The organism is Paludibaculum fermentans (genome assembly GCF_015277775.1).
In the GTDB taxonomy this organism is placed as follows: domain Bacteria; phylum Acidobacteriota; class Terriglobia; order Bryobacterales; family Bryobacteraceae; genus Paludibaculum; species Paludibaculum fermentans.
The window spans coordinates 5,136,040-5,156,664 of sequence record NZ_CP063849.1; the positions used below are offsets into that span (position 1 = coordinate 5,136,040).

At 64.2% G+C, this 20,625-nt stretch carries 22 protein-coding genes; 13 read left to right on the forward strand and 9 right to left on the reverse strand.

Going from position 1 to position 20,625, the window contains the following annotated elements:
- The first annotated feature begins 69 nt into the window (after positions 1-69).
- On the forward strand, positions 70-840 hold the full coding sequence (locus IRI77_RS20105; protein WP_194446811.1) for a PIG-L deacetylase family protein: 771 nt from the start codon (positions 70-72) through the stop codon (positions 838-840).
- On the opposite strand, the gene IRI77_RS20110 is transcribed toward IRI77_RS20105, so the two are convergent.
- Complete coding sequence (locus IRI77_RS20110; protein ID WP_194446812.1) at positions 808-2,061, reverse strand: MFS transporter; 1,254 nt, start codon at positions 2,059-2,061, stop codon at positions 808-810. The genes IRI77_RS20105 and IRI77_RS20110 overlap by 33 nt on opposite strands.
- Before the next feature lie 108 nt (positions 2,062-2,169).
- Between IRI77_RS20110 and IRI77_RS20115 the strand changes: the two genes are divergently transcribed.
- The 3 genes from IRI77_RS20115 to IRI77_RS20125 are packed head-to-tail and all read left to right on the forward strand — an operon-like array spanning position 2,170 to position 4,766.
- Positions 2,170-2,886 (forward strand): hypothetical protein, encoded by a 717-nt coding sequence (locus IRI77_RS20115; protein ID WP_194446813.1) that lies wholly within the window; start codon positions 2,170-2,172, stop codon positions 2,884-2,886.
- Positions 2,887-2,916: 30 nt separating this feature from the next.
- Positions 2,917-3,999: a sensor histidine kinase gene (locus IRI77_RS20120; RefSeq protein WP_194446814.1), complete on the forward strand. Its 1,083-nt coding sequence runs from the start codon at positions 2,917-2,919 to the stop codon at positions 3,997-3,999.
- Complete coding sequence (locus IRI77_RS20125; RefSeq protein ID WP_194446815.1) at positions 3,996-4,766, forward strand: LytR/AlgR family response regulator transcription factor; 771 nt, start codon at positions 3,996-3,998, stop codon at positions 4,764-4,766. The genes IRI77_RS20120 and IRI77_RS20125 overlap by 4 nt, the downstream gene beginning before the upstream one ends.
- Before the next feature lie 15 nt (positions 4,767-4,781).
- Here the strand turns inward: IRI77_RS20125 and IRI77_RS20130 are convergent, their stop codons facing one another.
- From IRI77_RS20130 to IRI77_RS20160, 7 genes are all read right to left on the reverse strand, one after another.
- Positions 4,782-5,501: a polysaccharide deacetylase family protein gene (locus IRI77_RS20130; protein ID WP_194446816.1), complete on the reverse strand. Its 720-nt coding sequence runs from the start codon at positions 5,499-5,501 to the stop codon at positions 4,782-4,784.
- A gap of 25 nt (positions 5,502-5,526) precedes the next feature.
- On the reverse strand, positions 5,527-6,774 hold the full coding sequence (locus tag IRI77_RS20135) for a mandelate racemase/muconate lactonizing enzyme family protein (RefSeq protein WP_194446817.1): 1,248 nt from the start codon (positions 6,772-6,774) through the stop codon (positions 5,527-5,529).
- 137 nt (positions 6,775-6,911) lie between these two features.
- Positions 6,912-7,883: a molybdopterin-binding protein gene (locus tag IRI77_RS20140; protein ID WP_194446818.1), complete on the reverse strand. Its 972-nt coding sequence runs from the start codon at positions 7,881-7,883 to the stop codon at positions 6,912-6,914.
- 139 nt (positions 7,884-8,022) lie between these two features.
- Entirely contained in the window at positions 8,023-8,556 is a 534-nt protein-coding gene (locus IRI77_RS20145; protein WP_194446819.1) for an N-acetyltransferase, read from the reverse strand.
- Positions 8,553-9,335, reverse strand: coding sequence for an acetylglutamate kinase (argB, locus tag IRI77_RS20150; protein ID WP_194446820.1), 783 nt, complete (start codon positions 9,333-9,335; stop codon positions 8,553-8,555). The genes IRI77_RS20145 and argB overlap by 4 nt, the downstream gene beginning before the upstream one ends.
- Entirely contained in the window at positions 9,332-10,339 is a 1,008-nt protein-coding gene (argC, locus tag IRI77_RS20155; RefSeq protein ID WP_194446821.1) for an N-acetyl-gamma-glutamyl-phosphate reductase, read from the reverse strand. The genes argB and argC overlap by 4 nt, the downstream gene beginning before the upstream one ends.
- A gap of 107 nt (positions 10,340-10,446) precedes the next feature.
- Complete coding sequence (locus tag IRI77_RS20160) at positions 10,447-10,944, reverse strand: zinc-ribbon domain-containing protein (protein WP_194446822.1); 498 nt, start codon at positions 10,942-10,944, stop codon at positions 10,447-10,449.
- A gap of 66 nt (positions 10,945-11,010) precedes the next feature.
- Here IRI77_RS20160 and IRI77_RS20165 point away from each other — a divergent pair, with 66 nt between their 5' ends.
- From IRI77_RS20165 to IRI77_RS20205, 9 genes are all read left to right on the forward strand, one after another.
- Complete coding sequence (locus IRI77_RS20165) at positions 11,011-12,021, forward strand: ComEC/Rec2 family competence protein (protein WP_194446823.1); 1,011 nt, start codon at positions 11,011-11,013, stop codon at positions 12,019-12,021.
- Between the two features lie 54 nt (positions 12,022-12,075).
- On the forward strand, positions 12,076-13,485 hold the full coding sequence (locus IRI77_RS20170; RefSeq protein WP_194446824.1) for an MBOAT family O-acyltransferase: 1,410 nt from the start codon (positions 12,076-12,078) through the stop codon (positions 13,483-13,485).
- Positions 13,486-13,494: 9 nt separating this feature from the next.
- Complete coding sequence (locus IRI77_RS20175) at positions 13,495-14,886, forward strand: GDSL-type esterase/lipase family protein (protein WP_194446825.1); 1,392 nt, start codon at positions 13,495-13,497, stop codon at positions 14,884-14,886.
- A complete protein-coding gene (locus tag IRI77_RS20180) occupies positions 14,887-16,251 on the forward strand; it encodes a GDSL-type esterase/lipase family protein (RefSeq protein ID WP_194446826.1) in 1,365 nt (454 codons plus the stop codon).
- Positions 16,226-16,459, forward strand: coding sequence for an acyl carrier protein (locus IRI77_RS20185; protein ID WP_194446827.1), 234 nt, complete (start codon positions 16,226-16,228; stop codon positions 16,457-16,459). The genes IRI77_RS20180 and IRI77_RS20185 overlap by 26 nt, the downstream gene beginning before the upstream one ends.
- Positions 16,460-16,467: 8 nt before the next feature.
- The gene (locus tag IRI77_RS20190; RefSeq protein ID WP_194446828.1) at positions 16,468-17,400 is read left to right on the forward strand and encodes a 3-oxoacyl-ACP synthase III family protein; all 933 of its coding nucleotides are present in this window, start codon (positions 16,468-16,470) and stop codon (positions 17,398-17,400) included.
- Positions 17,401-17,439: 39 nt separating this feature from the next.
- The gene (locus tag IRI77_RS20195; protein ID WP_194446829.1) at positions 17,440-17,979 is read left to right on the forward strand and encodes an RNA polymerase sigma factor; all 540 of its coding nucleotides are present in this window, start codon (positions 17,440-17,442) and stop codon (positions 17,977-17,979) included.
- On the forward strand, positions 17,976-18,974 hold the full coding sequence (locus IRI77_RS20200; protein ID WP_194446830.1) for a FecR domain-containing protein: 999 nt from the start codon (positions 17,976-17,978) through the stop codon (positions 18,972-18,974). The genes IRI77_RS20195 and IRI77_RS20200 overlap by 4 nt, the downstream gene beginning before the upstream one ends.
- 86 nt (positions 18,975-19,060) lie before the next feature.
- A complete protein-coding gene (locus tag IRI77_RS20205) occupies positions 19,061-19,369 on the forward strand; it encodes an oxidative damage protection protein (protein ID WP_228486226.1) in 309 nt (102 codons plus the stop codon).
- Here the strand turns inward: IRI77_RS20205 and IRI77_RS20210 are convergent.
- A complete protein-coding gene (locus IRI77_RS20210; RefSeq protein WP_194446832.1) occupies positions 19,358-20,623 on the reverse strand; it encodes an ATP-grasp domain-containing protein in 1,266 nt (421 codons plus the stop codon). The genes IRI77_RS20205 and IRI77_RS20210 overlap by 12 nt on opposite strands.
- Between the last annotated feature and the right edge of the window lie 2 nt (positions 20,624-20,625).

Genomic DNA, 20,625 nt, shown 5'->3' on the forward strand with positions numbered 1-20,625 from the left:
TGCCAAGTGCGGCCGGTGCAGCGACTGCTGCGAGTGTGAACAGATCAGGGAGCGCGGTACAAGCGAATCATGAAGAAGCGGATTCTTTGCCTCCATGCCCATCCGGATGATGCGGAGCTGCTGGCTGGGGGCACACTGGCGCTGCTGGCAGCGCGCGGCCACGATGTGGTGATTGCGACGATGACGGCAGGCGATTGCGGATCAGTGGAGTACGGTCCGCAGGAGATCGCCCGCATCCGGCAGGTGGAGGCCGCCAACGCGGCGGCGATCATCGGCGCCGAGTATCAGTGGGTGGGCTTCAGCGACCTGGCGATCTTTTCCGACGATGGGTCGCGGCGGCGGGTGACGGCCGCCTTGCGGCGCCTGCGTCCCGACATTGTCCTGACCGCCTCGCCCCGCGACTACCACTGCGACCACGAGGCCACTTCGGTCCTGGTGACCGATGCCTGTTTCGGCGCATCCGCCCCGAATTACCTGACGCAGGCCTACGACCAGTCCCCGGCCCTGCCGGCGATTCCGCACCTTTATTATGTCGATCCCGCGGAAGGGATCGACCGCGAGGGCAACACGATCGCCCCTCAATTCCTGGTGAATGTGGGCGGTGTGATGGAGCCCAAGCGGAAGATGGTGGAGGCGCACGAGAGCCAGCGCAACTGGCTGCGCAAGCAGCACGGCATGGACAATTTCGTGGAGACGATGGAGACCTGGTGCCGGTCGCGCGGAGCGTTGGCGGGCATCGAGTTTGGAGAAGGCTTCCGCCAATATGGCGGACACGCTTACCCGCGGACTCCCTTGCTGCAGGAACTGCTAGCCGACCTGGTGCTGCCCGTGCGCCGGTAGCGCGGCGTCGTTCGAGCCGCGATTGATCCAGAGCCAGCCGGAGTAGCCCACCACGGGCACCAGCGTGGCGCCCAGAAATGCGGCGTCCCACGAGCGTGCGTCCATGAGGTGTCCGAACCCGGGCATGGAAAGGGCGACAAAGGCCGACCACGAACCGGCGCCCAAGCCGGCGATCAGCCCGGCATTGGCGGTGGTAAACGTATGCGTGGCATAGCTGATGGCGACGATCACGTTGCCGCCAGCCACGAACATCGTCCAGAACAGCAGGAACAGCAGCACGGGGAACGACTGGATGCGCGCCCCCAGTGCCAGCGGCAGCGTCATCACCAGGGCGGCCAGCGTGAGGGCGCGATAGACGGGCATGGGATCGGGCCTGTTCTTCCGCAGACGGTCGGCAAACCAGCCCCACAGGAAGTAGCCGCACTCCCAGCCGAGCGGCGGGATCCACAGCACGTGCCCGATCTCGACCTGCGACTTGCCAAGAGCCCGCACGAAATAGATGGGCGCCTCGTAGAGGACGAAGGCCAGCGGCAGGCAGCCCAGGGCGTAGGAAGACATGAAGCTCCAGAGGCGGGGATCGGACCATTTCATGGCGGGCCGCGAGGCCGGGCTGGGGGTGGCCGGATCCACCGGTTGCGGCTGAGTGGCGCGAAGTTCCGGGCGACGGCTGATGAACAGCCAGGCCACCAGCCAGAGCGCTCCGACGAAGCCGGTGAAGAGGAAGGCCGCGCGCCAGCCATAGGCCTGATAGATGGGCGTGACGATGAGCGGCGTGAGCACGGCGCCCAGCGATCCGCCGCTGTAGGCGAGGGCCACGCCGCGGGAGCGCAGGCGATCGGGCAGGGTTTGGACGACGGTTCGCAGACCTCCGGGGAACGTGGCGCCTTCTCCAAAGCCCAGCGCGGCGCGAGCCACGGCGAAGCCCAGGAAGCCCGAGACGAAGGCGTGCGCCGTGGACGAAAGGGTCCAGAACGCCACGGCGGCCAGCATGCCCACGCGTACCCCCCAACGATCGAGCCAGCGGCCCCACAGCGGATTGCCGAGCATGTAGGCGACCGAGAATGAGGAGATGATCCAGCCGTACTGCTCCGCTGAAAGCTGGTTGTCGCGCAGGATGGTGGGCGCCAGCAGGGCCAGCGTATTGCGGTCGATGTAGCTGATGAGAGAGACCAGCAGCATCGAGGCGGCGGGGACCCAGTGTCGCCAGGGCGTCGAAGGCATTCCCCGTAGTGTATCGACTCGTCGCACCGCAGCGCCGCTTTGTCCGGTCATTCTCCGTTTCATCGGATTCCCGGTGCTTGCCGCGGCGCCACGCCGCACACTGGACCCATGAAGAAATCACTGTGGCTGACGTTTGCCGCGGGCTCGTTCGCACTGGGGTTGATGACGGCGCCCGGCCGCGGCCAGGATCCCAAACCAGAGGGACAGAAGGTCCGGTTCGATCACATCGTGAGGAACGACTTCTTCGCCGGTTTGAGCGGCGACCGGGAGGCGTTCGCGCGGGCCATGAGGGCGGCCGAGGAGACCATCAAGGAGAATCCGAAGCATGCCGAGGCGCTGGTCTGGCATGGCGCGGGGCTGTTCTCGCAATCGGGCCAGGCGTTTCAATCCGGCGATTTCCAGAGGGGGCAGGAGATGTGGGAGCAGGGTCTGGCCGAGATGGACGAAGCCGTGAAACTGCGCCCGGACACGGCGGCCACGCGAATCCCCCGGGGCTCCGCGATGCTGATGGCGTCACGCTTCGTACCGCAGGAACGCAAAGCGGCCTTGCTGGAGCGGGCCGTCGCCGATTTCTCGCATATGTACGACCTGCAGAAAGACTCGCTGGACAAGCTCGGCACACATCCTCGCGGCGAGCTGCTGATGGGCCTGGCCGACGGCTATGACCGCAGCGGAGAGAAGGAGAAGTCCAAGGCGCTGCTGGCGAAGGTCGTGAGCGAGATGGGCGAATCGGTGTACGGCAAGCGGGCGCAGAAGTGGCTGGAAACCGGCGATCTGCCGGCGGTGCAGCGCAACTGCATCGGCTGCCACACGGCGGGGCACTGAGCGGCGCCGTGAGTACACTGGAGTTCTGAGATGCAGTGGGTTTATTCCGACAAACCGGGCCTGACCTGGCGGCATGTAGGCATGGTGCTGCTGTTCAATGGAGCCATCGGCTTTGTGCTGTGCCTGTTGAACTTCGCCTACAATCCGCAGGCTCGCAACTCGCAGTTCGGGCTCTACCTGCTGGCCAACATGATCTACGCGCAGCTGATCGGCTGCACGGCGGCATTCACTATCCCCTGGCTGGCCGTTCGCATCTGGCGGCTGCCTAAGCTGGCCATGTGGCTGGTGTACGTCACGTCGCTGGTGGCGATCGCGGCCATCGGCACCCTGTTGGCGGTGGGCGGATTGCTGCTGGTGGGCATCATTTCCGCCCGCGAGTTCTGGCCGCAGTTCGTGGGCAGTGTGCGGACGGCGACACTGATTACGATCATCGTCGGCATCGCCAGTTTCGTCATCGAAACCCTGCGGCACCGGGTGGAGCACACCACGCTGGAGCTGAAGCAGCAGCAACTGGAACGGGAGCGGGCCCAAAAGCTGGTGCTCGAAGCACGGCTGAGCTCGCTGCAGTCGCGGCTGCAGCCGCACTTCCTGTTCAACACCATCAATTCGATCCTCTCGATGATTCGCGACGAGCCGAAGGGCGCCGAGGAGATGCTGCAGCGCCTGGCGCGCCTGCTGCGGTATGCGCTGGACTCGCAGGACCGGTCCACCGTTTCGCTGGGCGAAGAGATGAAGCTGGTGAGCGACTATCTGGAGATCGAGCGGACGCGCTTTGGCCAGCGCCTGGCGTTCTCGATCGATATGGATCACGAGGCGATGAATTGCGAGTTGCCGCCGTATGCGCTGCAGACGCTGGTGGAGAACTCGATGAAGTATGCCATCGCACCAAGGCGGGAGGGCGGGCGCATCGGGATCGTGGTGCAGCGCGAGAACGGCTGGCTGGAAGTGACCGTCCAGGATGACGGACCGGGGTTCAGCCATGACGACCTGAGCGAGGGGCATGGCCTGGATACGCTGCAGAAGCGGCTGGCGCTGCTCTATGGCGCGGCCGGCGCGCTTTCCATTGAAGGGAATCTCGTGCGCCTGCGAGTCCCGGTGGGGGTGCCGGCATGAGTTTGCGCGTCTATCTGGTCGACGACGAGGAACTGGCGGTGCGGCGCCTGGATCGTATGCTGCGGGAGACCGGCCGAGTGGAGATCGTGGGCAGCTCGACCGATTCCGTCCGCGCGCAGCAGGAGATCGAACTACTGGTACCGGATGCGCTCTTCCTGGACATCCAGATGCCCGGCATGACGGGTTTTGACCTACTCGCCAGCCTGAGTTTCCAACCGCTGGTAGTCTTCGCCACCGCCTACGACCAGTACGCTTTGCGCGCCTTTGAGGTGAACTCGCTCGACTACTTGTTGAAGCCGGTGGAAGAGGCGCAGCTCGACCGGGCCCTGGGCAAGCTCGAACGGATGGCCGGAGGCGAGATGCCGCGGCCCGCGCTGAAGACGCTGATCGATCAAGTGCAGGCGGCGCTGCAGGGACAGGCTCGCCAGGAGGGGTTGCAGCGCATCTCCTCGCGCATCGGCGAACGGGTGCACTTCATCGAGCTGTCGCGGGTGACGCACTTCTTCGCGGAGGACAAGCTCACCTATGCCGCCACGCCGGAGAAAAACTGGGTGGTGGACAAGACGATCGCCGAGCTGGAGCAGAAGCTGGATGCGCAGCAGTTTGTGCGGGTACACCGGTCGACGCTGGTGAACCTGAGCTTTGCCGATGAACTCTATCCGTGGTTCGGGGGCAAGATGATCCTGCGGCTGAAGGATCCCAAGAAGACCGAGATCACAGTGGCTCGGGACCGGCTGAAAGAACTGAAGGACCGTTTGGGAATCTGAGGCGCCGGCCTGGACTCACTCGGCGCCGGGTGCCGCGTGCAGGTTCAGTAACTCACTGACCGTGACGAACTCATAGCCCGCCTCGGCCCACTTGGGCAGCAACTGCCGGAGCGAATCCAGGGTCGAGTCAATGTTGGGGTGATGGGTGAGTTCGCGGCCGTCGTGGAAGCAGAGAATCGCGCCGGGATGGGCGCTGGCTTCCATTCGGGTGGCCACATCGGTGGCGGACAGGCGCCAGTCGCGCGCCAGGGTGGTCCACATCACACCGAGCAGGTGCAGCCGCTTCTGGGCGGGGCGCAGCCCAAACCAGCGCGCACCGAAGGTGGGCCGCACGAGCGTGGGTGTCACGCCGCAGGTTTCGGCGATGGCCTGCTGGGCGCGCTCCAATTGCTCAAAAATAAACTGCGAAGACCGCAGGTAGAGAGCCGGGTGCGTGTCGGTGTGATTACCGATCTCGTGTCCATCGGCAACGCAGCGGAGAGCGACCCGCGGCAGGCGGCGGACGTGGTGGCCGCATTGGAAGAAGGTGGCGCGGGCGCCGTAGTCGTAGAGCAGGCTGAGGAGATCGGGGGTCGATTCACTGGGCCCGTCGTCGAAAGTCAGGGCGATGGCGCGGCGGGTGGCCGGGCCTTTCCAGATCGAGGGTCCGAACAACTGCGCCGAGCGGCCGCGCACACCGTAAGCGGTGACGCCAGCCGCCGCCAGACCCGCGGCGCCTAGGACTTCGAAGACCATTGAAGGGGAGTGTATCAAAACGGGGTCAGGCGCCGGTGGACGCCCAACGCTGGCTGTGATCCCCGGTCACGGCCCAGGTCTCGGCCGGCGAATGGAGCTTGAAGAAGGACCAGGGGCCCGGGATCCAGGGGAAGCGGTCGAGCGCCGAGAGATTGATGTCGACGCCGAAGCCCGGGCGGGTCAAATCCAGCTCCAGGACGCCTTTGCGGATGGGCAGCGGCTCGGACAGAATATCCTCGGCGAGGGGGAAGGGGTACATCCCGGGCTGGGTGATGGAGCGGTAGCAGGGATACTCCAACCACGGCACGACGGTGTCGGGCCAGCAAACGCCCAGATGGGCGGCGGCGAGGATCTCCAGATTGGTGCCCCAGGAATGAAAGGCGAAGGAGAGGCCGGCGCGCGCGACGGAGGCGAGCAAACGCCGTCCGAGGTTGTAGCCGCCCTGGCAAACCAGGTCGGCCTGCACGTAGTCGACGCAGCGGGTGGCGATGAGGTCATCGAAGCCTGCTTCGTCGGGCTCGTGTTCTCCTGAGGCGAGCGGCACTTCGTCGAGATCCTTCAGCCGGCCGTAGGCGGCGTGGTCGTGCGGCGGCAGCGGTTCCTCAAGCCAGGTGACCTGCAGGCGGCCCATCTCCCGGGCCAGGTGATGAACGGTCTCTTCGCTGTAGCTTTGATCACCCATGCGCCACCAGGTGTGGGCGTCGACCATGATCTCAAAGCCCGGGCCGGTGGCTTCACGGATGCGGCGAATGGTCTCCAGGTCTGCCTCGGGTCCCAAGGCGGGGCGCAGCTTGTAGGCCGAGAAGCCGTGGGCCGCCAGTTGTGCGGCTTCATCGGCATAGCCCTGCGGGCTCTGATACATGCCGGCACTGGCGTACAGGCGGATCTCGTCCCGCACGCGGCCCCCCAGCAGGTCGCAGACGGGGACATCGAAGGTGCAGGCGGTGAGGTCAAAGAGGGCGATCTCGACCGCGTCGTAGAAGCGGGAGAGCGCGCGGGTGATGCCGGGCTGCTGGTGGAAGAGAATCCTCAGGACATCGGGGTCGAGTAGGGTGCGTCCGACGAGAAACGGCGCGATGAAATCACGAATGCCGGCCAGCGCTTCCTCGTGGGCGGGCCCCGGCGCATAGCCGCGCAGGCCGTGTTCGCCCTCGACACAGATCAACATGGCGTCGCGCTTGACGATCGTGCGCTCGCCCCCGTGATAAGGGAGGACGAGAGGCTCCGCCAGCGGCGAGGACAGCAGGAAAGCCTGCACGGAACGAATCAGCATTCGACCTTCAGGGTTCCGCAATTGCAGAGCGAAGTCAAATCACAAGGCATGCGGCGAAAAAAGGGGCCGGCGCTGGTCAAGCGTCCGGCCCTGAGTATTGCTTACCCGATGATGGGTAGCGTTTGGAGGAGAACGTTTCAGCCCAAGAGCCCGCCGTGCCCGAGGCACGCGATCTCCCAGCCGGAGACCCGGTAGCGGGCCAGCATCGGAGGAAGTATGAGGTCGACGACGTTGCGCTTGGCCGAGCGGAAGCAGCCTGGCGCCGAGACGACAGGGATGTCGTCTTTGTAACCAAGGAGGAGGAGGTTCCCCGGCTCCACCGGCGCCAGAAATCGTTCGAGATGACAGCCGCAGTCGAGCATGGCGCGGCCGATCACATCGTCGGGGCCCGCCGGTGCGGTGGTCGAGGCCACGAGAATGGCTGTCGGATTGGCGCGCAGCAGATGGCCAAGAGCCTTAGTGACGGTCGCCTCTTCCTCGACGCAGGCCAACGAGAAGCGGCAGCTTAGCCCGAACTGATCGAGACGCTGGCGCATGACGCTTTCGAACAACTGGCGGGCGCGGTCACCGGAGCAGGGATCGGTGTAGAGCACGGCCACCGCGGGGTCGCGAATGGGCCGGGCCTGGAGAATGGGGCCGCGTTCCTTGAGGATGGAGAGCACGGCATCGAGCTGTTGCTGGGAGACGGCGAACGGAGAGCTCTTCACCGTGGCGACACGGTCTCCGGCGCGGGCGAAGCTGAAATTCTGCGTGGTGGCGATGACGACGCTGGCGGTGCAGTTGATCTGTTTCAGCAGTTCATCGTCCACCAGAATGCTGGTGTTTTCCGTGGCGATAAGATTGGCGCGGCCTCCGGCGGCCAGGCGGATCTCCAGGGAGCCGCAGCCGATGAGGGAGCCAACCTGGGCCACCGCGTCGTCCTCGCCCACCTCTCCTTCGTCCAGTTCGGTGACCCAGACCTTGCGCATGCCCTCGGTTTCCAGCAGGCGCACGTCTTCCTCGCTGATCAGGTGGCCTTTGGCCAGCAGCTTCTTGCCGCAAGGCCGGAAGATGGTGCAGCAAAGCACTCGGCCGTTGGCTTCTTGTACGTCGATGGTCAGGGCGCGCATGGGACTCCTATGCCAGGGAGATTTCAGTCTGGAATTCCGCAGTTCGCAGGTGGCCGGTTCGGCCCACCCGGCTGCGATCTTCACAGGAGTAGTGCGCGGCAGGCGGAGAATCTCTCCACCGAATATTGAGATAAAAGAATCAGTTGTGCCGGAAAACCGGAATCTGAATCAGCGTCTCTTCCACCACAGGCCGGCTGAGCGAGGGGAGGGAGGTTTCGGGCTTGAGCGCCTTGAAGACGGCGATTTCATCACAAGCCTGGAACTTGGGACAGCGCAGGCAGTCCTTCCAGGCCTTCAGCGGGAGCTCGCCGCGGTCGACTTCGTGATAGCCCATCTTGTCGAAGAAGCGCGGTACGTAAGTAAACGCAAATAAAGCGCCAAGGTCGTATTCCCGGGCTTCATTCTCAAGCGCGTCCATCAGGGCGCGGCCGGCTCCGGTGCCCTTGGCGTCAGGTAAGACGGCCAGCGAGCGGACCTCGGCCATGGTGGGGCCGTAAAAGTGGAGCGCGGCGCAGCCCAGCAGGCGATCGCCCTCATAGAGAACCGTGAAATCGCGGATGCCCTCCGAGAGTTCGAATTCGTTGCGCGGCAGCATAATGCCTTGCCGGGCGTAGTCGTTAATGAGCTTCAATATGGCGGGGATATCCACCATTCTGGCTTTGCGGAGAGTCATTGTTGAGCCTCCTTTACGATCCGCGTCCCAAGCACTTCCCCATTCAGGAGCCGCTCAATCACGCGCGGCGCCGAACCGGGCGCAATGATGACTTCGCCGACGCCCTGGGCGAGTGCGGCGCAGGCAGAGTTGAGCTTGGCCTGCATGCCGCCGGTGGCCACGCCCTGGGCGATCAATTCCTGACAGCCGGCCACGTCCAGGACGGGCAAAGTGGTGCCGTCGGCCGCACGCACGCCGTCCACATCGGTAAGGAACAGCAACCGGGCCGCTTCGTAGCCTGCCGCGCAGGCGACAGCCATCTGGTCGGCGTTGACGTTGTAGATGCCGCCCTGCCGGTCGCCGGCCACGCAGGCCACCACAGGGATGAAGCCGTGCTCCACCAACGCGTTCAGCACGGCTGGGTTCGTTTGGACAATTTCGCCGACCGCGCCCAGTTCCGGGTTGAGCTGGCGCGCCTCGGCCAGGACGCCGTCGATCCCGCTCAAGCCAACGGCTGGGGCCCCGGCGGCCACGAGAGACGACACGAGCTCCTTGTTCACACTGCCGGCAAAGACCTTCAGGACCGCGTCGATCACGTCCGGCGAAGTGACGCGCAGGCCGTTCACAAAGCGGCTTTCCACGCCGCGCTCAGTCAGAAACCGGGTCATCTGCTTGCCGCCGCCATGGACGACGACCGCCTCCACGCCAGTGGACGGCAGGGCCGCGATCTGGGCGGCCAGTGCCGCGCGCGAATCGAGACTATCGAGTAAGGTACCGCCCAACTTGACGAGAACTCTCATAGCAGCCCCTCGGTTTCGTTGAACCCGAGCATCAGGTTCATATTCTGAATGGCCTGGCCGGCGGCGCCCTTGCCCAGGTTGTCGATGCACGACACCACCACGGCCCGGCCGGTCTTGGAATCCAGCCTCACTCCGATGTCGCAGAAATTGGTGCGGTTGACGCCGCGCAGGTCCGGCACGGCGCCGGCGGGGTAGAGCCGCACAAACGGCTCATTCCGATAGGCATTCACGTATACGTCGAGCAGCTCGGCGGAGGTGGTCACGCCTTTCGCCCGGAAGTAGATGGTCTCGAGGATGCCGCGGTGGATCGGAATCAGCTGCGCCGTGAAGCTGAAGTCCTCTTCCTGGATGGCGGAGTTCATCAGAACTTCGGGCACGTGCCGGTGGTCGAGCAGGGAGTAGGCCGAGAAGTTCTCGGTCACCTCGGAGAAGGCGGTCTTGAGGCTCGCTTTGCGGCCGGCGCCGCTGACTCCGCTCTTGGCGTCGCAGACGATGCCGCGGGTGAGGTCGATCACACCGGCCTGGACCAGCGGCCGCAGAGCCAGGTTGGCGGCGGTGGGATAGCAGCCGGGATTCGACAACAGCCGGGCCTGGGGCACAGCCGCACGGTTGAACTCGGGGAGCCCATAAACGGCTTCGCGCAGCAGCTCCGGCTGGGTGTGGTCCGACTTATACCAGTGCTTGTAGTTCTCGGGCGTGACCAGGCGGAAGGCGCCGCTGAGGTCGACGACACGGATGCCGGCCGACACGAAGGCCGCGGCCAGTTCCATCGAAACTTCCGGCGGGGTGGCGAGAAAGACGATCTGGATGCCGGCATCGCTGGCTGCTTCGGCGGTGCACGGGATACGCGGCGGTCCAGAATGGCCGATGGGCTGGGGCTCCTGCGTCGAATCCGCGCGATGCTCCAGCAGCCACGGGGTCACACCGGAGTGCGCCGTGAGAATCCGTTCCAACTCCATTCCGCTGTAACCGCGGAAACCGACAATTCCGACATTCGTGGTCATGAGTCTATCCTGGCCTCGGCGATGGTTAATTATGCATCGCTATGTATAAATATACCAAAATCGCCCGGGCAAGGCGGTAGGTCTTATCTGATGGATGCGGGCTGCGGCTATTTCTGTTCCGAAACGCTGCGGTCGGCCAGTTCGCCCAGGATGGGCAGGCGGAAGTTGTCACCCTGGCTGGTCTTTACCATCATGAAGATCCAGGCGCCAAAGACCACGGCTTTGAGGGCCTTGGCGATGTAGTGGGGGGCTTCGATGGAGTAGGAGAACGGGGCAAAGACCCAATCCACGAACAGCCAGAGAACGAAAAGGTAGAGTCCCTGGAACGCATGGAAGCGGACCTCGCGTTCCGCACGAAACCGGTCCGAGGCCAGGATGATGATGGAGATGATCCAGCCGGCGACCGGGATGTAGCACATCAGAGAGGCGTTGCGCGAGGTCAGATTCTTTAGGAAGTCGTTGGCTGGATTGTGCGGAGGAGGGGGCGTGGCAGGGCGCGACGTGGGGCCGGGGGCGCCGGCGGCGTGCGCCTGGCGGGCTCCGCAGGAACCGCAGAAGATATCGGCCGGTTGGACTTCCGTGCCGCATTGAGTGCAAAAGGGCATTGCTGACTTCCCCGTAGTTTACTACGACGATTCAACACGTTCCGTTCCCTATGATAGGATCACGCCATGCGCTGGACGCTTGTCTTCCTCATGGCTGCAGCTTTGTCGCTGCCGGCGGCGAACCGCAAGAACCTGGAAATCTCCTTTATCGATACGGAAGGCGGGCAGGCGACCCTGCTGGTGACGCCGTCCGGCGAGTCGTTACTGGTGGATGCCGGCTGGCCGGGCAACAACGGCCGGGACGCCGACCGGATTATCTCCGCGGCGAAGAAAGCCGGGCTGACGAAGATCGACTACCTGCTGGTCACCCACTACCACCTGGATCATGTGGGCGGAGTGCCGGACCTGGCGGCGAAGTTTCCGGTGGGCACGGTGATCGACCACGGCGCCAACATCGAGACCGGGCGCGGCGCAGATGCTTTGAACGCGGGCTATCAGAAAGTCCTGGCGGCCGGCACCAAGCGGCTGACGGTGAAGCCGGGCGATGTGCTGCCGCTGAAAGACCTGCGGGTGGAAGTGGTTACGGCGAATGGAGAACGGATCCCCAAGGCGCTGAAGGGCGGCGGCCAGAAGAACGCGGTGTGCGCAACCGAGAAGCGGCGCGACGATGATCCGTCGGAAAACGCGCGGTCGATCGGGGTGTTGATGACCTTTGGCAAGTTCCGGTTTGTCGACCTGGGCGACCTCACCTGGAACAAGGAATTGGACGCGGCCTGTCCCGAGCACCTGATTGGGCCGATTGACCTGTTCATCACGACGCACCACGGCCTGGACCAGTCAAACTCGGCTTCGATGGTGCACGGCCTGCACCCGCGGGTGGCGATCATGAACAATGGCGCGCGGAAGGGCGGCTCGCCCGCCGCATGGAGCATCATTTCAGCTTCACCGGGACTGCAGGATCTGTGGCAGATCCACTACGCCGTGGCCGGCGGCAAGGACCACAACGTGGCGGAAGACCGGATCGCGAATCCGGAGGAGAAGTGCCAGGGTGTTGGACTGGAAGTATCCGCTACCAAAGGCGGTAGTTTCACGGTCACGAATCCGCGCAACGGGTTCAATAAATCGTACAAACCCTGAGGGCGGACGCGCGCGCGGCAAGTATAATGGACTTTTCGCTCCGCGTGCGCCTGCATGCTCCTCTCCAGTTCTGTCTATTTCGTATTCCTGACGGGCATCTTTCTGCTCTACTGGCCGCTCCAACGCTGGCGCATGGCCGGTCTCGCTGTATTGCTGTTCGCGAACTACTACTTCTACGCGAAGTGGGATCTGTTCTATCTGGTTCTGATTCCAACCGCATCCCTGGTGGACTACCTGATTGGCCTGGGCTTGGGTGCGTGGAGCGATAAACGGGTCCGGCAGCTGCTGGTATCCACCAGCGTTCTCATGAACTTGGGCATCCTGGCGACGTTCAAGTACATGCCGTTCTTCCTGTCCTCGTGGGCCGACTTCCGGCATGTGAAGCCGGCTGAGTGGCACTGGACCTTCCCGCTGGGCATCTCGTTCTACTGCTTCCAGTCACTGACGTACACGATCGATCTGTACAGAAAAGACGGCAAACCGGTCAAGAGCCTGCTGGCTCACATGACGGCCGTCAGCTTCTTCCCCACCACGTTGAGCGGCCCGATCACGCGGGTGCTTTCGCTGGCTCCGCAGCTGGAGAAGAAGGACAAGCAGCTCTCGATCGACGATAGCGGCAAGGCCCTGTTCCGCATCGCTTTAGGGCTGATGAAAAAGTTCCTGATTGCCGATTACCTGGCGGAGAACCTGGTCAACCGGGTGTTCGATACACCGAACCTGTACACGGGGGTCGAGGTTCTGATCGGGGTCTATGCGTACGGGCTGCAGCTCTACTACGACTTCTCCGGCTATTCCGACCTGGCCATCGGCAGCGCGCAACTGCTGGGCCTGAAGCTGCCCGAGAACTTCAACCGGCCCTACCAGGCCTTGAATATCAGTGAGTTCTGGCGGCGCTGGCACATCTCGCTTTCCAACTGGCTGCGCGACTATCTGTACTTTTCCCTGCCCGGGCTGCGCTCGAAGTGGAAGATCTTCACGTACACGAACCTGTTCCTGACGATGCTGCTGGGCGGGCTGTGGCACGGGGCGAGCTGGAACTTCATCATTTGGGGCGCTTTACACGGCGGCGCCCTGGCGGTGCACCACGGATTCCGGACCTGGCGCGGCAACCCCAAACCCTCGACGAATCCCTGGGTGAGAATCGCCTCGCAGCTGGCAACCGCCCATTTCGTGGTCTTTGCCTGGGTCTTCTTCCGGGCCACCACGCTGGCCAATGCGTGGGAGGTGCTGGGGCGGATCGCATCGCTGACCGCCAGCCTGGCCAACATTTCGATGCCGCTGGCCGTGGTGCTGCTGATCGGGGCCACCATGCACTATCTGCCGCGAAAGGTATACGACCTTTCCACAAAGACGTTTGTGCGGGCTCCTTTCTATGCCCAAGCTACGGCTTTGGTGCTGCTGGTGCTGGCCATCGAGTACATCGCGGTGACCGGCGCCGCACCGTTCCTGTATACGAAGTTCTAGAGAGTCAAGATGAAGTCGCCCTGGCCATTGAAACCGTTCCTCGTCATCGCGACGTTCGCGCTGGGCATCACGCTGCCGCAATACATCCCACAGTGGTACAACTGGCGGATCTACGAGTGGAGCGCGGCACCGGCGATTCTGGACTTTCAGCCCCGGTCTCGGGCAGCGGCCCCGATGCAGGAGGAGATGGAACGGCTGCGCCCGGATACTGTCCCGGTGAAGGCGGATGATTCGAAGATCCACGATCCCGGCGGGGCGATGGACAACTTCTATGCGGCGCTATTGAAGACGGAGCGCCGGCAGGGCAATGCGGTCACGCGGATCCTGCACTATGGCGATTCGCCGACAACGGCCGATCTGATTACTGCGGACGTGCGCAATTTCCTGCAAACACGGTTTGGCGATGCCGGGCACGGCACTTACCTGATTGCGAAGCCTTGGGCCTGGTACGCGCACCGCGGCCTGGATGTCACGGCATCGGGCTGGAAGATGGATCCGGCGACGCTGCACGGGCAGAAGGACGGGCGGTACGGGTTGGGCGGGGTGAGTTTCACGGGCAGCGCGGGCGCCGAGAGCAAGATCACGCTGCGCAATGCCGGCCATACGCGGCTGTCGCTCTCCTATTTTGCGCAACCGGATGGCGGCGAGGTCTCGATCGACGCCGGCGACGTGCACATCACTACGCTCGATACGTCTTCACCCGAAGCGGCGGCCGTCGAGCAGACCTGGCCGATCCCGGCCGAAGCGCAGAAGTTCCAGATCAAGGTGACGCGCGGGACGGCCCGGCTGTTTGGCGTCACGTTCCGGAAGGACTCGCCGGGCGTCATGTACGACAGTATCGGCCTGAACGGCACGTGGGCGGGGGTGCTGGCGTCGCACGTGAATGGGCAGCACTGGATCGAAGAGCTGCGGATGGCGAAGCCGAATCTGGTGGTGATCAATTACGGCACGAACGAGAGCGGCTACCGGAATTACGTCGACACCACGTATCCCAAAGACGTGAAAGAGATTCTACGCCGGGTGAAGACCGCGGTGCCGGAGGCGTCGATCCTGATGATGAGCCCGATGGACCGCGGCGCGCGGGAACAGGGCGGCACGATTGGCACGATGCCGACGCTGCCGCAACTGGTCTCCGTCCAGGCGCGGCTGGCGGCCGAGAACGGCTGTGCCTTCTTCAACACCTTCCAGGCGATGGGCGGACCCGGGACTATGGGAAAGTGGTATATGGCGGAGCCGAGACTGGTGAGTGCGGACTTCATCCATCCCCTGCCCTCGGGGGCGCGCATCGTCGGAACGCTGCTGTATCAGGCACTTGTGGACGGCTACAACAGCTACAAGCTGAAGCAACTTCGCCAGAATATGGCGGCGGTGCCGAAGCAGACCGTGGGTTCGAAACCATAAATGAGGAATTTGGCACTTATCTTCGCGGCGGCGCTAGTCGCCCTGCCGGCATTGATGGCGGTGGCGCCGGTGCCCGCGGCCAGCGCCAAGAAGAAGGCCAAGACCTCCAGTAAGAAAACGGCCGCCAGGAAGCGGACAGTCCCCAAGCCGCCGCCGGCCAGCCCGGAGCAGAGGGCGGAGGCGACCGAAACCGTCCAGACCCACATGGCCGAGGCGGTGGACCTGGGCATCCAGAATGCCGCCGCGATGGTGCCGTTCTACGAATTGCTGTACCGCCAGCAGCAGCAACCCGGCGGTGAGCCGTTGAGAGTGCTGCACTTCGGCGATTCGCACACAGCGTCGGACGATTGGGCGGGCGAGCTCCGCGCACGGTTCCAGCAGAAGTTTGGAGACGGCGGCCCCGGCTTCGTTCAGGCAGGCCGGCCGTTCGCGGGGTTCCGCCGGTTTGATGCCAAGGCGACGATGTCGCGCAACTGGAAGCCGGAAGGCCTGCTGGCGCGCGAAGGCGACGGGCTGTACGGGCTGGCGGGCGTGAGCCTGGCCACGGCGCGGGCCAATGAAACCATCACGTTGGAAGCGGAAGGCCAGACGCTGGAGTTCTACTACCTGCAGCAGCCCGGCGGTGGCTCGTTCACGTTGGAAGACAACGACGTGGTGCTGGACACGGTTGCGACCGATGGTACGGTGGGGCCCGGCTTTTACCGCAAGGAACTGGCCGCGGGCGGGCACCACCTGGTGCTGCGGACGGTGAACAACGCTCCGGTGAGGGTGCATGGCTGGGTACTGGAGAAGCGCGGCGGCATCACGTGGGAACCGTTGGGGATCAACGGCGCGCAGGCCGATCTGCTGCTTTTGTGGGACCAGCAGGTGCTGAGGAAAGAGATTGAGCGGCGGAATCCGGCTTTGGTCGTCCTGGCTTACGGGACGAATGAGGCGCGGCGGCCGGACTGGACCAGCGAGTCGTACGCGCAGTCGCTGGGCCAGGTGGTGAAAACGATCCGGGCGGCTTCGCCGACGACGAGCATTCTGATCATTGGAGCCCCGGATCAGGCAATCTATTCACGGCGCCGTGTTGTGCCGTACGAAGCGGTTGATAAGATCTTAATAGCGCAACGCGACGCCGCACTGGCCAACGGATGCGCGTTTTGGAATTTGAGAGCGGCCATGGGCGGCAAGGGATCCATGAAACAATGGGTCCAGGCCGGCCTGGCACAAGGCGATTTCGTACATCTGACTTCGCCAGGTTACCGCCTGGTGGGGGATTCTCTATTCGAGCTCATCATGGGCCAGTACGGAGTCTTTCAAACCGTGCGACGCCAGGTTTTAGGAGCTAACGAAAATGGACCGTCGATCAAAACTCATTGAAATCCTGAAAACGGTGACGAAACAGGACACCTTACCGGAGCCTGGCGATTCCCTGTTCGATTCCGGATTGCTCGACTCGTTCGCATTGCCGGACCTGGTGAGCGCCCTGGAACAGGAGTTCTCCATTCAGATCCCCGACGCGGACCTGAACCCTCGCAAGTTCGACTCAATCGAGCGGATCGAAGAATACCTCGACTCTAGGAATTGACTGGGGCAATGGCATTTATCAAGGAATTCGGAAGCTGGCTGCCCGAGCGGGTGGTAACCAGCCAGGAGGCTGGCAGCTGGGTTGGCGCAGACTCCACCTGGGTGGTCAATGTCTCAGGGATTGAAGAGCGGCGGTTCGCCGTGGACGAAGATACCGTGGCCGACCTGGCCGCGCGGGCGGGCCGGGATTGCCTGGAACGCGCGGGCGTAGCTCCGGGCGACCTCGGAATGGTGATGGTGGCCAGCGGTTCGGCGGAGCGGTCGTTCCCCGGGCCGGCCTGCGTCGCGGCGCAGAAGATGGGCGCAGCCGGGGTTCCGGCCGTCGACCTGCCGATGGCGAGCGCGGGTTCACTGTTCGGCCTCTCGATGGCGGCGCGCCTTACCTCGCAGATTGGTCCGATTCTCGTGATCGGCGCCGAGAAGATGTCGCGGATTGTAGCGCGCGAGCCGCAGGAGCGCGGCGTGGCGGTACTGTTTGGCGACGGCGCGGGCGCCTGCCTGATTACAGCCGAAAAGGGCCGGGCCGAGATCGTCGATTCCGTTTTGGGCACCGATGGCTCGTATTCCGAGGATTTGACGCTGGAAAACGGCATGCCCATAAAAATGAATGGGCGCAGCGTGATTCTGCAGGCTTCCCGCAAGATTCCGGCCGCGATCCGGTCGCTGCTGGACCGCTATAAGATTCAGCCGCCGGATGTGCTGGCGTTCCTGATGCACCAGGCCAACCAGAACCTCATCGACCGGGTGGCCAGCACGCTGGGCGTGCCCAGCGCGAAGTTCTTTTCGAACATCCGCAAGTATGGGAACACCTCGTCGGCTTCGATGTTGATTGCGGCCTGCGAGTGGAGCCAGGACAACGACTTCGAGCCCGGCTTGCCCGTGGTCTTCGCAGCCTTCGGCGCCGGCTTCAACTGGGGCGCCCTGCTGGTTCGCGGCGTTTAGTTCACACATTCCACATTCCCGGCGTCTACCCTGTAGACAATGGCGGAGGAGACGCAAGGGCTGGTCGAAGCCGCGCAGCGCGGCGATCGTACCGCCTTTGGTTCGCTCTACGAACGGTATGGCCGCATGGTGCATGCCGTCCTGCTGGCGCGCGTCCATCGCCAGGAGACCGACGACCTGGTCCACGAGGTCTTCCTGCAGGCATGGCGGGCCCTGCCTTCCCTGCGGGAGCCGGCCGCCTTTCCCGGCTGGCTGGCGCGCATTGCACGAAACAAAGCCATGGATCACTACCGGCGCGGCCATGAGGAGCAGGAACTGCCCCTGACCCTGGAGGGCGGCGGGCGTCCGGGCGAAGATGGACAGTACATCCTCGCCATGGTACGGAGCCTGCCGGAAGCTTACAGGGAAACCCTGCTCATGCGCCTGGTGGAAGGGATGACCGGGCCCGAGATTTCGGTGCTGACGGGGCTGACGCATGAATCGGTGCGGGTGAATCTGTCGCGCGGCATGAAGATGCTGCGCGAGAAACTGGCTCCAGGATCCGGTGAACCGGGCCCCGGGGCGGAGAGACAGTCATGAGCGACTGGCACGACGACGAACTCGAGCGGATGCAGGAGGCTTTGCGGCCGCTGCGCTACCAGTCCCGGCGGGCGGAGTTGGAGGCACGCCTGGAGCCGCGTGGCCCCGTCCGCATGCCTGCCTGGAAACACTATGCCATCGCCGCCGCCGTGCTCGTCTCCGTTGGCGTTTCCGCCGCCGCGTATGTCTATCAACATTCACCGGGTTGGGCCATCGCCAGTACCGAGGGAGAGGTAAGCCTGAACTGGGGTTCGCGCTTCACGCGGGTATTGCGGTCCGGGGAAGGACTCGAGACCGCCGCGGGCCAGGTGCAGCTTCGCGTGGGCAGCATTGGGGCTCTCACCATCGGGAAGAACTCGCGGATCCGGCTGGTGGAGGCGTCGCCCAATCAGCAGACGGTCTCGCTGGAGCATGGTGAGATCCGGGCCAGCATTCTGGCTCCGCCACGCCAGTTCCAGGTATTGACCCCGGCGGCGAAGGCGGTGGACCTGGGGTGCGCGTACACGCTCAAGGTCGATCGCGACGGGAACGGACACCTGGAAGTGACCATGGGCTGGGTGAGCTTCGAGGACCGCGGCCGACAGTCGTTTATCCCGGTCGGGGCGGCGTGCCGGACCCGCAAGGGGCTGGGACCGGGCACTCCCTACTACCTGGACGCCGAACCCGGTTTGATCAACGCCCTGGAGCAGGTGGACTTCTCCGCACAGCCCGCGGAACGGCTGGCGGCCCGGAAAACCCTGCTGCCCCTGGCGCGCCGCCGGGATGCTTTGACGCTTTGGCACCTGCTTTCGCGAGGGACGCCAGATGAGCGGGGCATGACCGTGGACCGTCTGACCGCCCTGGCTCCGCTGCCGCCGGGCGTGACCCGCGAAGCCATACTCAGGCTGGAGCCCGACGCGCTGCAGCGGCTGTGGGACGGCATGAACCTGGGCCCCGGGGCGTGGTGGAAGCTGTGGGGCTTTACGCCGCCGCCCGCTCCTGTTGTGCGTCGCTAAGCGGCCGAAGGGCAGGAGTGCCGGGGCAGCCTTGCTGGGGTATCCTGGGATCACAGGAGACTTTCGATATGGGATGCGGCGGTTCGATGCCACCGAGACAAGAAGATTTGACGGGTAAGCGCACCGTGATGTGCGTGAAATTCGGGAAAGAGATGGTCGGCCTGGACGAGGCGCCTTTCGACGGGCATCCTCTCGGCCAGCGGATCTACGAGAACGTCTCGAAAGAAGCCTGGCGTATGTGGGTGGAGCACATGAAGATGCTCATGAACGAGTACCGCCTGAATCTGGGCACCAAGGAAGCGCAGGATTTCCTGCTGGCGCAGATGGAGCAGTACTTCTTCGGCGAAGGCGCTCAGCTTCCGCCGGATTTCACCCCTCAAAAATCAAAGAGCTGAGCGCTGTGGCTTTGCCATAACCGGCAGGGCCGTGGCGAATTGGAATTGCAGGCGGCTGTGGGCCTGGCGGAGCGAGGATTCGACCTCCGCCGGGCCCGGCCCCTTCGCAAATAGAAAACCCAGATAGCTGCTGCCTTCCGGCAACTGCTGAAACCGCTGCCCGGGCTGGGCTGTGATCTCCACCCCCTCCATTCCTGCCACTGCCAACGCCGCTTCCACGCCCGAACACCCTTCATAGAGACCATTGCGCGGAATGGGGATCATCATGACTCCGGACGCGGGTCCGTCGAGCGCAAGTGCTTCCAATGGCTGGCCGAGCGCATGGCGCAGAATCACCTGCTCCAGCGGAGTGCCGCCGTTGAAAGTGAGGACGCGCGCGCATAGGCCGCCGATGGGCCGAGCCGCGACCTCGAGCACCCAGGCTCCGCTATCGTTCCAACGCAGTTCCGAATGGATGGGCCCGTCGGTCAGCCCTAAAGCCGCCGCCGCGCTTTGAATCGCCTCGTGCATGGCGGCCTGGGCTTCCCGAGGCTCGCGGGAGGGCGTGACGTAGAGGGTCTCTTCGAAGAAGGGGCCTTCCAGCGGATCGGGCTTGTCGAAGATGGCCAGCGTCTGGAGTTTGCCGCGGGTCATCAGCCCTTCCAAGGCGAACTCGCGGCCGGGGATGTACTCCTCGATCTGAATAAAGCCGAGGGCGGGATGGCGATGGCGGAGCAACTCCGGCGCATTCAGCAAATTGCGAATTCTCTCGAAGGCGGCGACGAATTCGTCTGGATTATTGGCGCGGATTACGCCGCGGCTGCCGGAGAGTCCGAGTGGTTTGAGGACGCAGGGCCAGGGCGCCTGGAGGCAGGCGTCGGCCGGAGCCGTCGCGAGGGGGACGCGATAGAAGGTGGGCACGGGCAGGCCGGCGGCGGCGAACCGCTCGCGAGCGAGGTACTTGTTGCCGGCGGCCTCGACGGCGTCCGGCGGATGGAAGGGCAGAGACAGGCGGGCCGCGATGTGCGCAGCGGCCACGGCTGGCAGGTCGCCCACAGCCACAATGCCTGCGATGCCAGTAATTTCGCGCGCCAGGCGCTCGGCGGAGTCGGCTGGTTGATGGAACTTCAGGGGGAAGGCGTGGTCGCCCCAGGGATCGTCGAGGGAGCCGCAGCGATCGGTGGCCAGAACGGCCTCAAGACCCAACCGGGTCGCGGCTTCCTGGAAGCTGCGAGTCTGGTAGCCGAGCTTGGAGGCGACGATGAGGATCTTCACCA

Bases quoted from the DNA above. Each gene is read 5' to 3' on its own strand.
- IRI77_RS20140 (WP_194446818.1), bottom strand. From the start codon at position 7,883: ATGCGCGCCCTGACCATCGACGTACAAGAAGCCAACGGCCGAGTGCTT.
- IRI77_RS20160 (WP_194446822.1), bottom strand. From the start codon at position 10,944: ATGCCCTTTTGCACTCAATGCGGCACGGAAGTCCAACCGGCCGATATC.
- IRI77_RS20110 (WP_194446812.1), bottom strand. From the start codon at position 2,061: ATGCCTTCGACGCCCTGGCGACACTGGGTCCCCGCCGCCTCGATGCTG.
- IRI77_RS20195 (WP_194446829.1), top strand. From the start codon at position 17,440: ATGGCGGAGGAGACGCAAGGGCTGGTCGAAGCCGCGCAGCGCGGCGAT.
- IRI77_RS20105 (WP_194446811.1), top strand. From the start codon at position 70: ATGAAGAAGCGGATTCTTTGCCTCCATGCCCATCCGGATGATGCGGAG.
- IRI77_RS20145 (WP_194446819.1), bottom strand. From the start codon at position 8,556: ATGACTCTCCGCAAAGCCAGAATGGTGGATATCCCCGCCATATTGAAG.
- IRI77_RS20170 (WP_194446824.1), top strand. From the start codon at position 12,076: ATGCTCCTCTCCAGTTCTGTCTATTTCGTATTCCTGACGGGCATCTTT.
- IRI77_RS20180 (WP_194446826.1), top strand. From the start codon at position 14,887: ATGAGGAATTTGGCACTTATCTTCGCGGCGGCGCTAGTCGCCCTGCCG.
- IRI77_RS20165 (WP_194446823.1), top strand. From the start codon at position 11,011: ATGCGCTGGACGCTTGTCTTCCTCATGGCTGCAGCTTTGTCGCTGCCG.
- IRI77_RS20185 (WP_194446827.1), top strand. From the start codon at position 16,226: ATGGACCGTCGATCAAAACTCATTGAAATCCTGAAAACGGTGACGAAA.
- argC (WP_194446821.1), bottom strand. From the start codon at position 10,339: ATGACCACGAATGTCGGAATTGTCGGTTTCCGCGGTTACAGCGGAATG.
- IRI77_RS20200 (WP_194446830.1), top strand. From the start codon at position 17,976: ATGAGCGACTGGCACGACGACGAACTCGAGCGGATGCAGGAGGCTTTG.
- IRI77_RS20175 (WP_194446825.1), top strand. From the start codon at position 13,495: ATGAAGTCGCCCTGGCCATTGAAACCGTTCCTCGTCATCGCGACGTTC.
- IRI77_RS20205 (WP_228486226.1), top strand. From the start codon at position 19,061: ATGCCACCGAGACAAGAAGATTTGACGGGTAAGCGCACCGTGATGTGC.
- IRI77_RS20135 (WP_194446817.1), bottom strand. From the start codon at position 6,774: ATGCTGATTCGTTCCGTGCAGGCTTTCCTGCTGTCCTCGCCGCTGGCG.
- IRI77_RS20130 (WP_194446816.1), bottom strand. From the start codon at position 5,501: ATGGTCTTCGAAGTCCTAGGCGCCGCGGGTCTGGCGGCGGCTGGCGTC.
- IRI77_RS20125 (WP_194446815.1), top strand. From the start codon at position 3,996: ATGAGTTTGCGCGTCTATCTGGTCGACGACGAGGAACTGGCGGTGCGG.
- IRI77_RS20190 (WP_194446828.1), top strand. From the start codon at position 16,468: ATGGCATTTATCAAGGAATTCGGAAGCTGGCTGCCCGAGCGGGTGGTA.
- IRI77_RS20115 (WP_194446813.1), top strand. From the start codon at position 2,170: ATGAAGAAATCACTGTGGCTGACGTTTGCCGCGGGCTCGTTCGCACTG.
- IRI77_RS20120 (WP_194446814.1), top strand. From the start codon at position 2,917: ATGCAGTGGGTTTATTCCGACAAACCGGGCCTGACCTGGCGGCATGTA.
- argB (WP_194446820.1), bottom strand. From the start codon at position 9,335: ATGAGAGTTCTCGTCAAGTTGGGCGGTACCTTACTCGATAGTCTCGAT.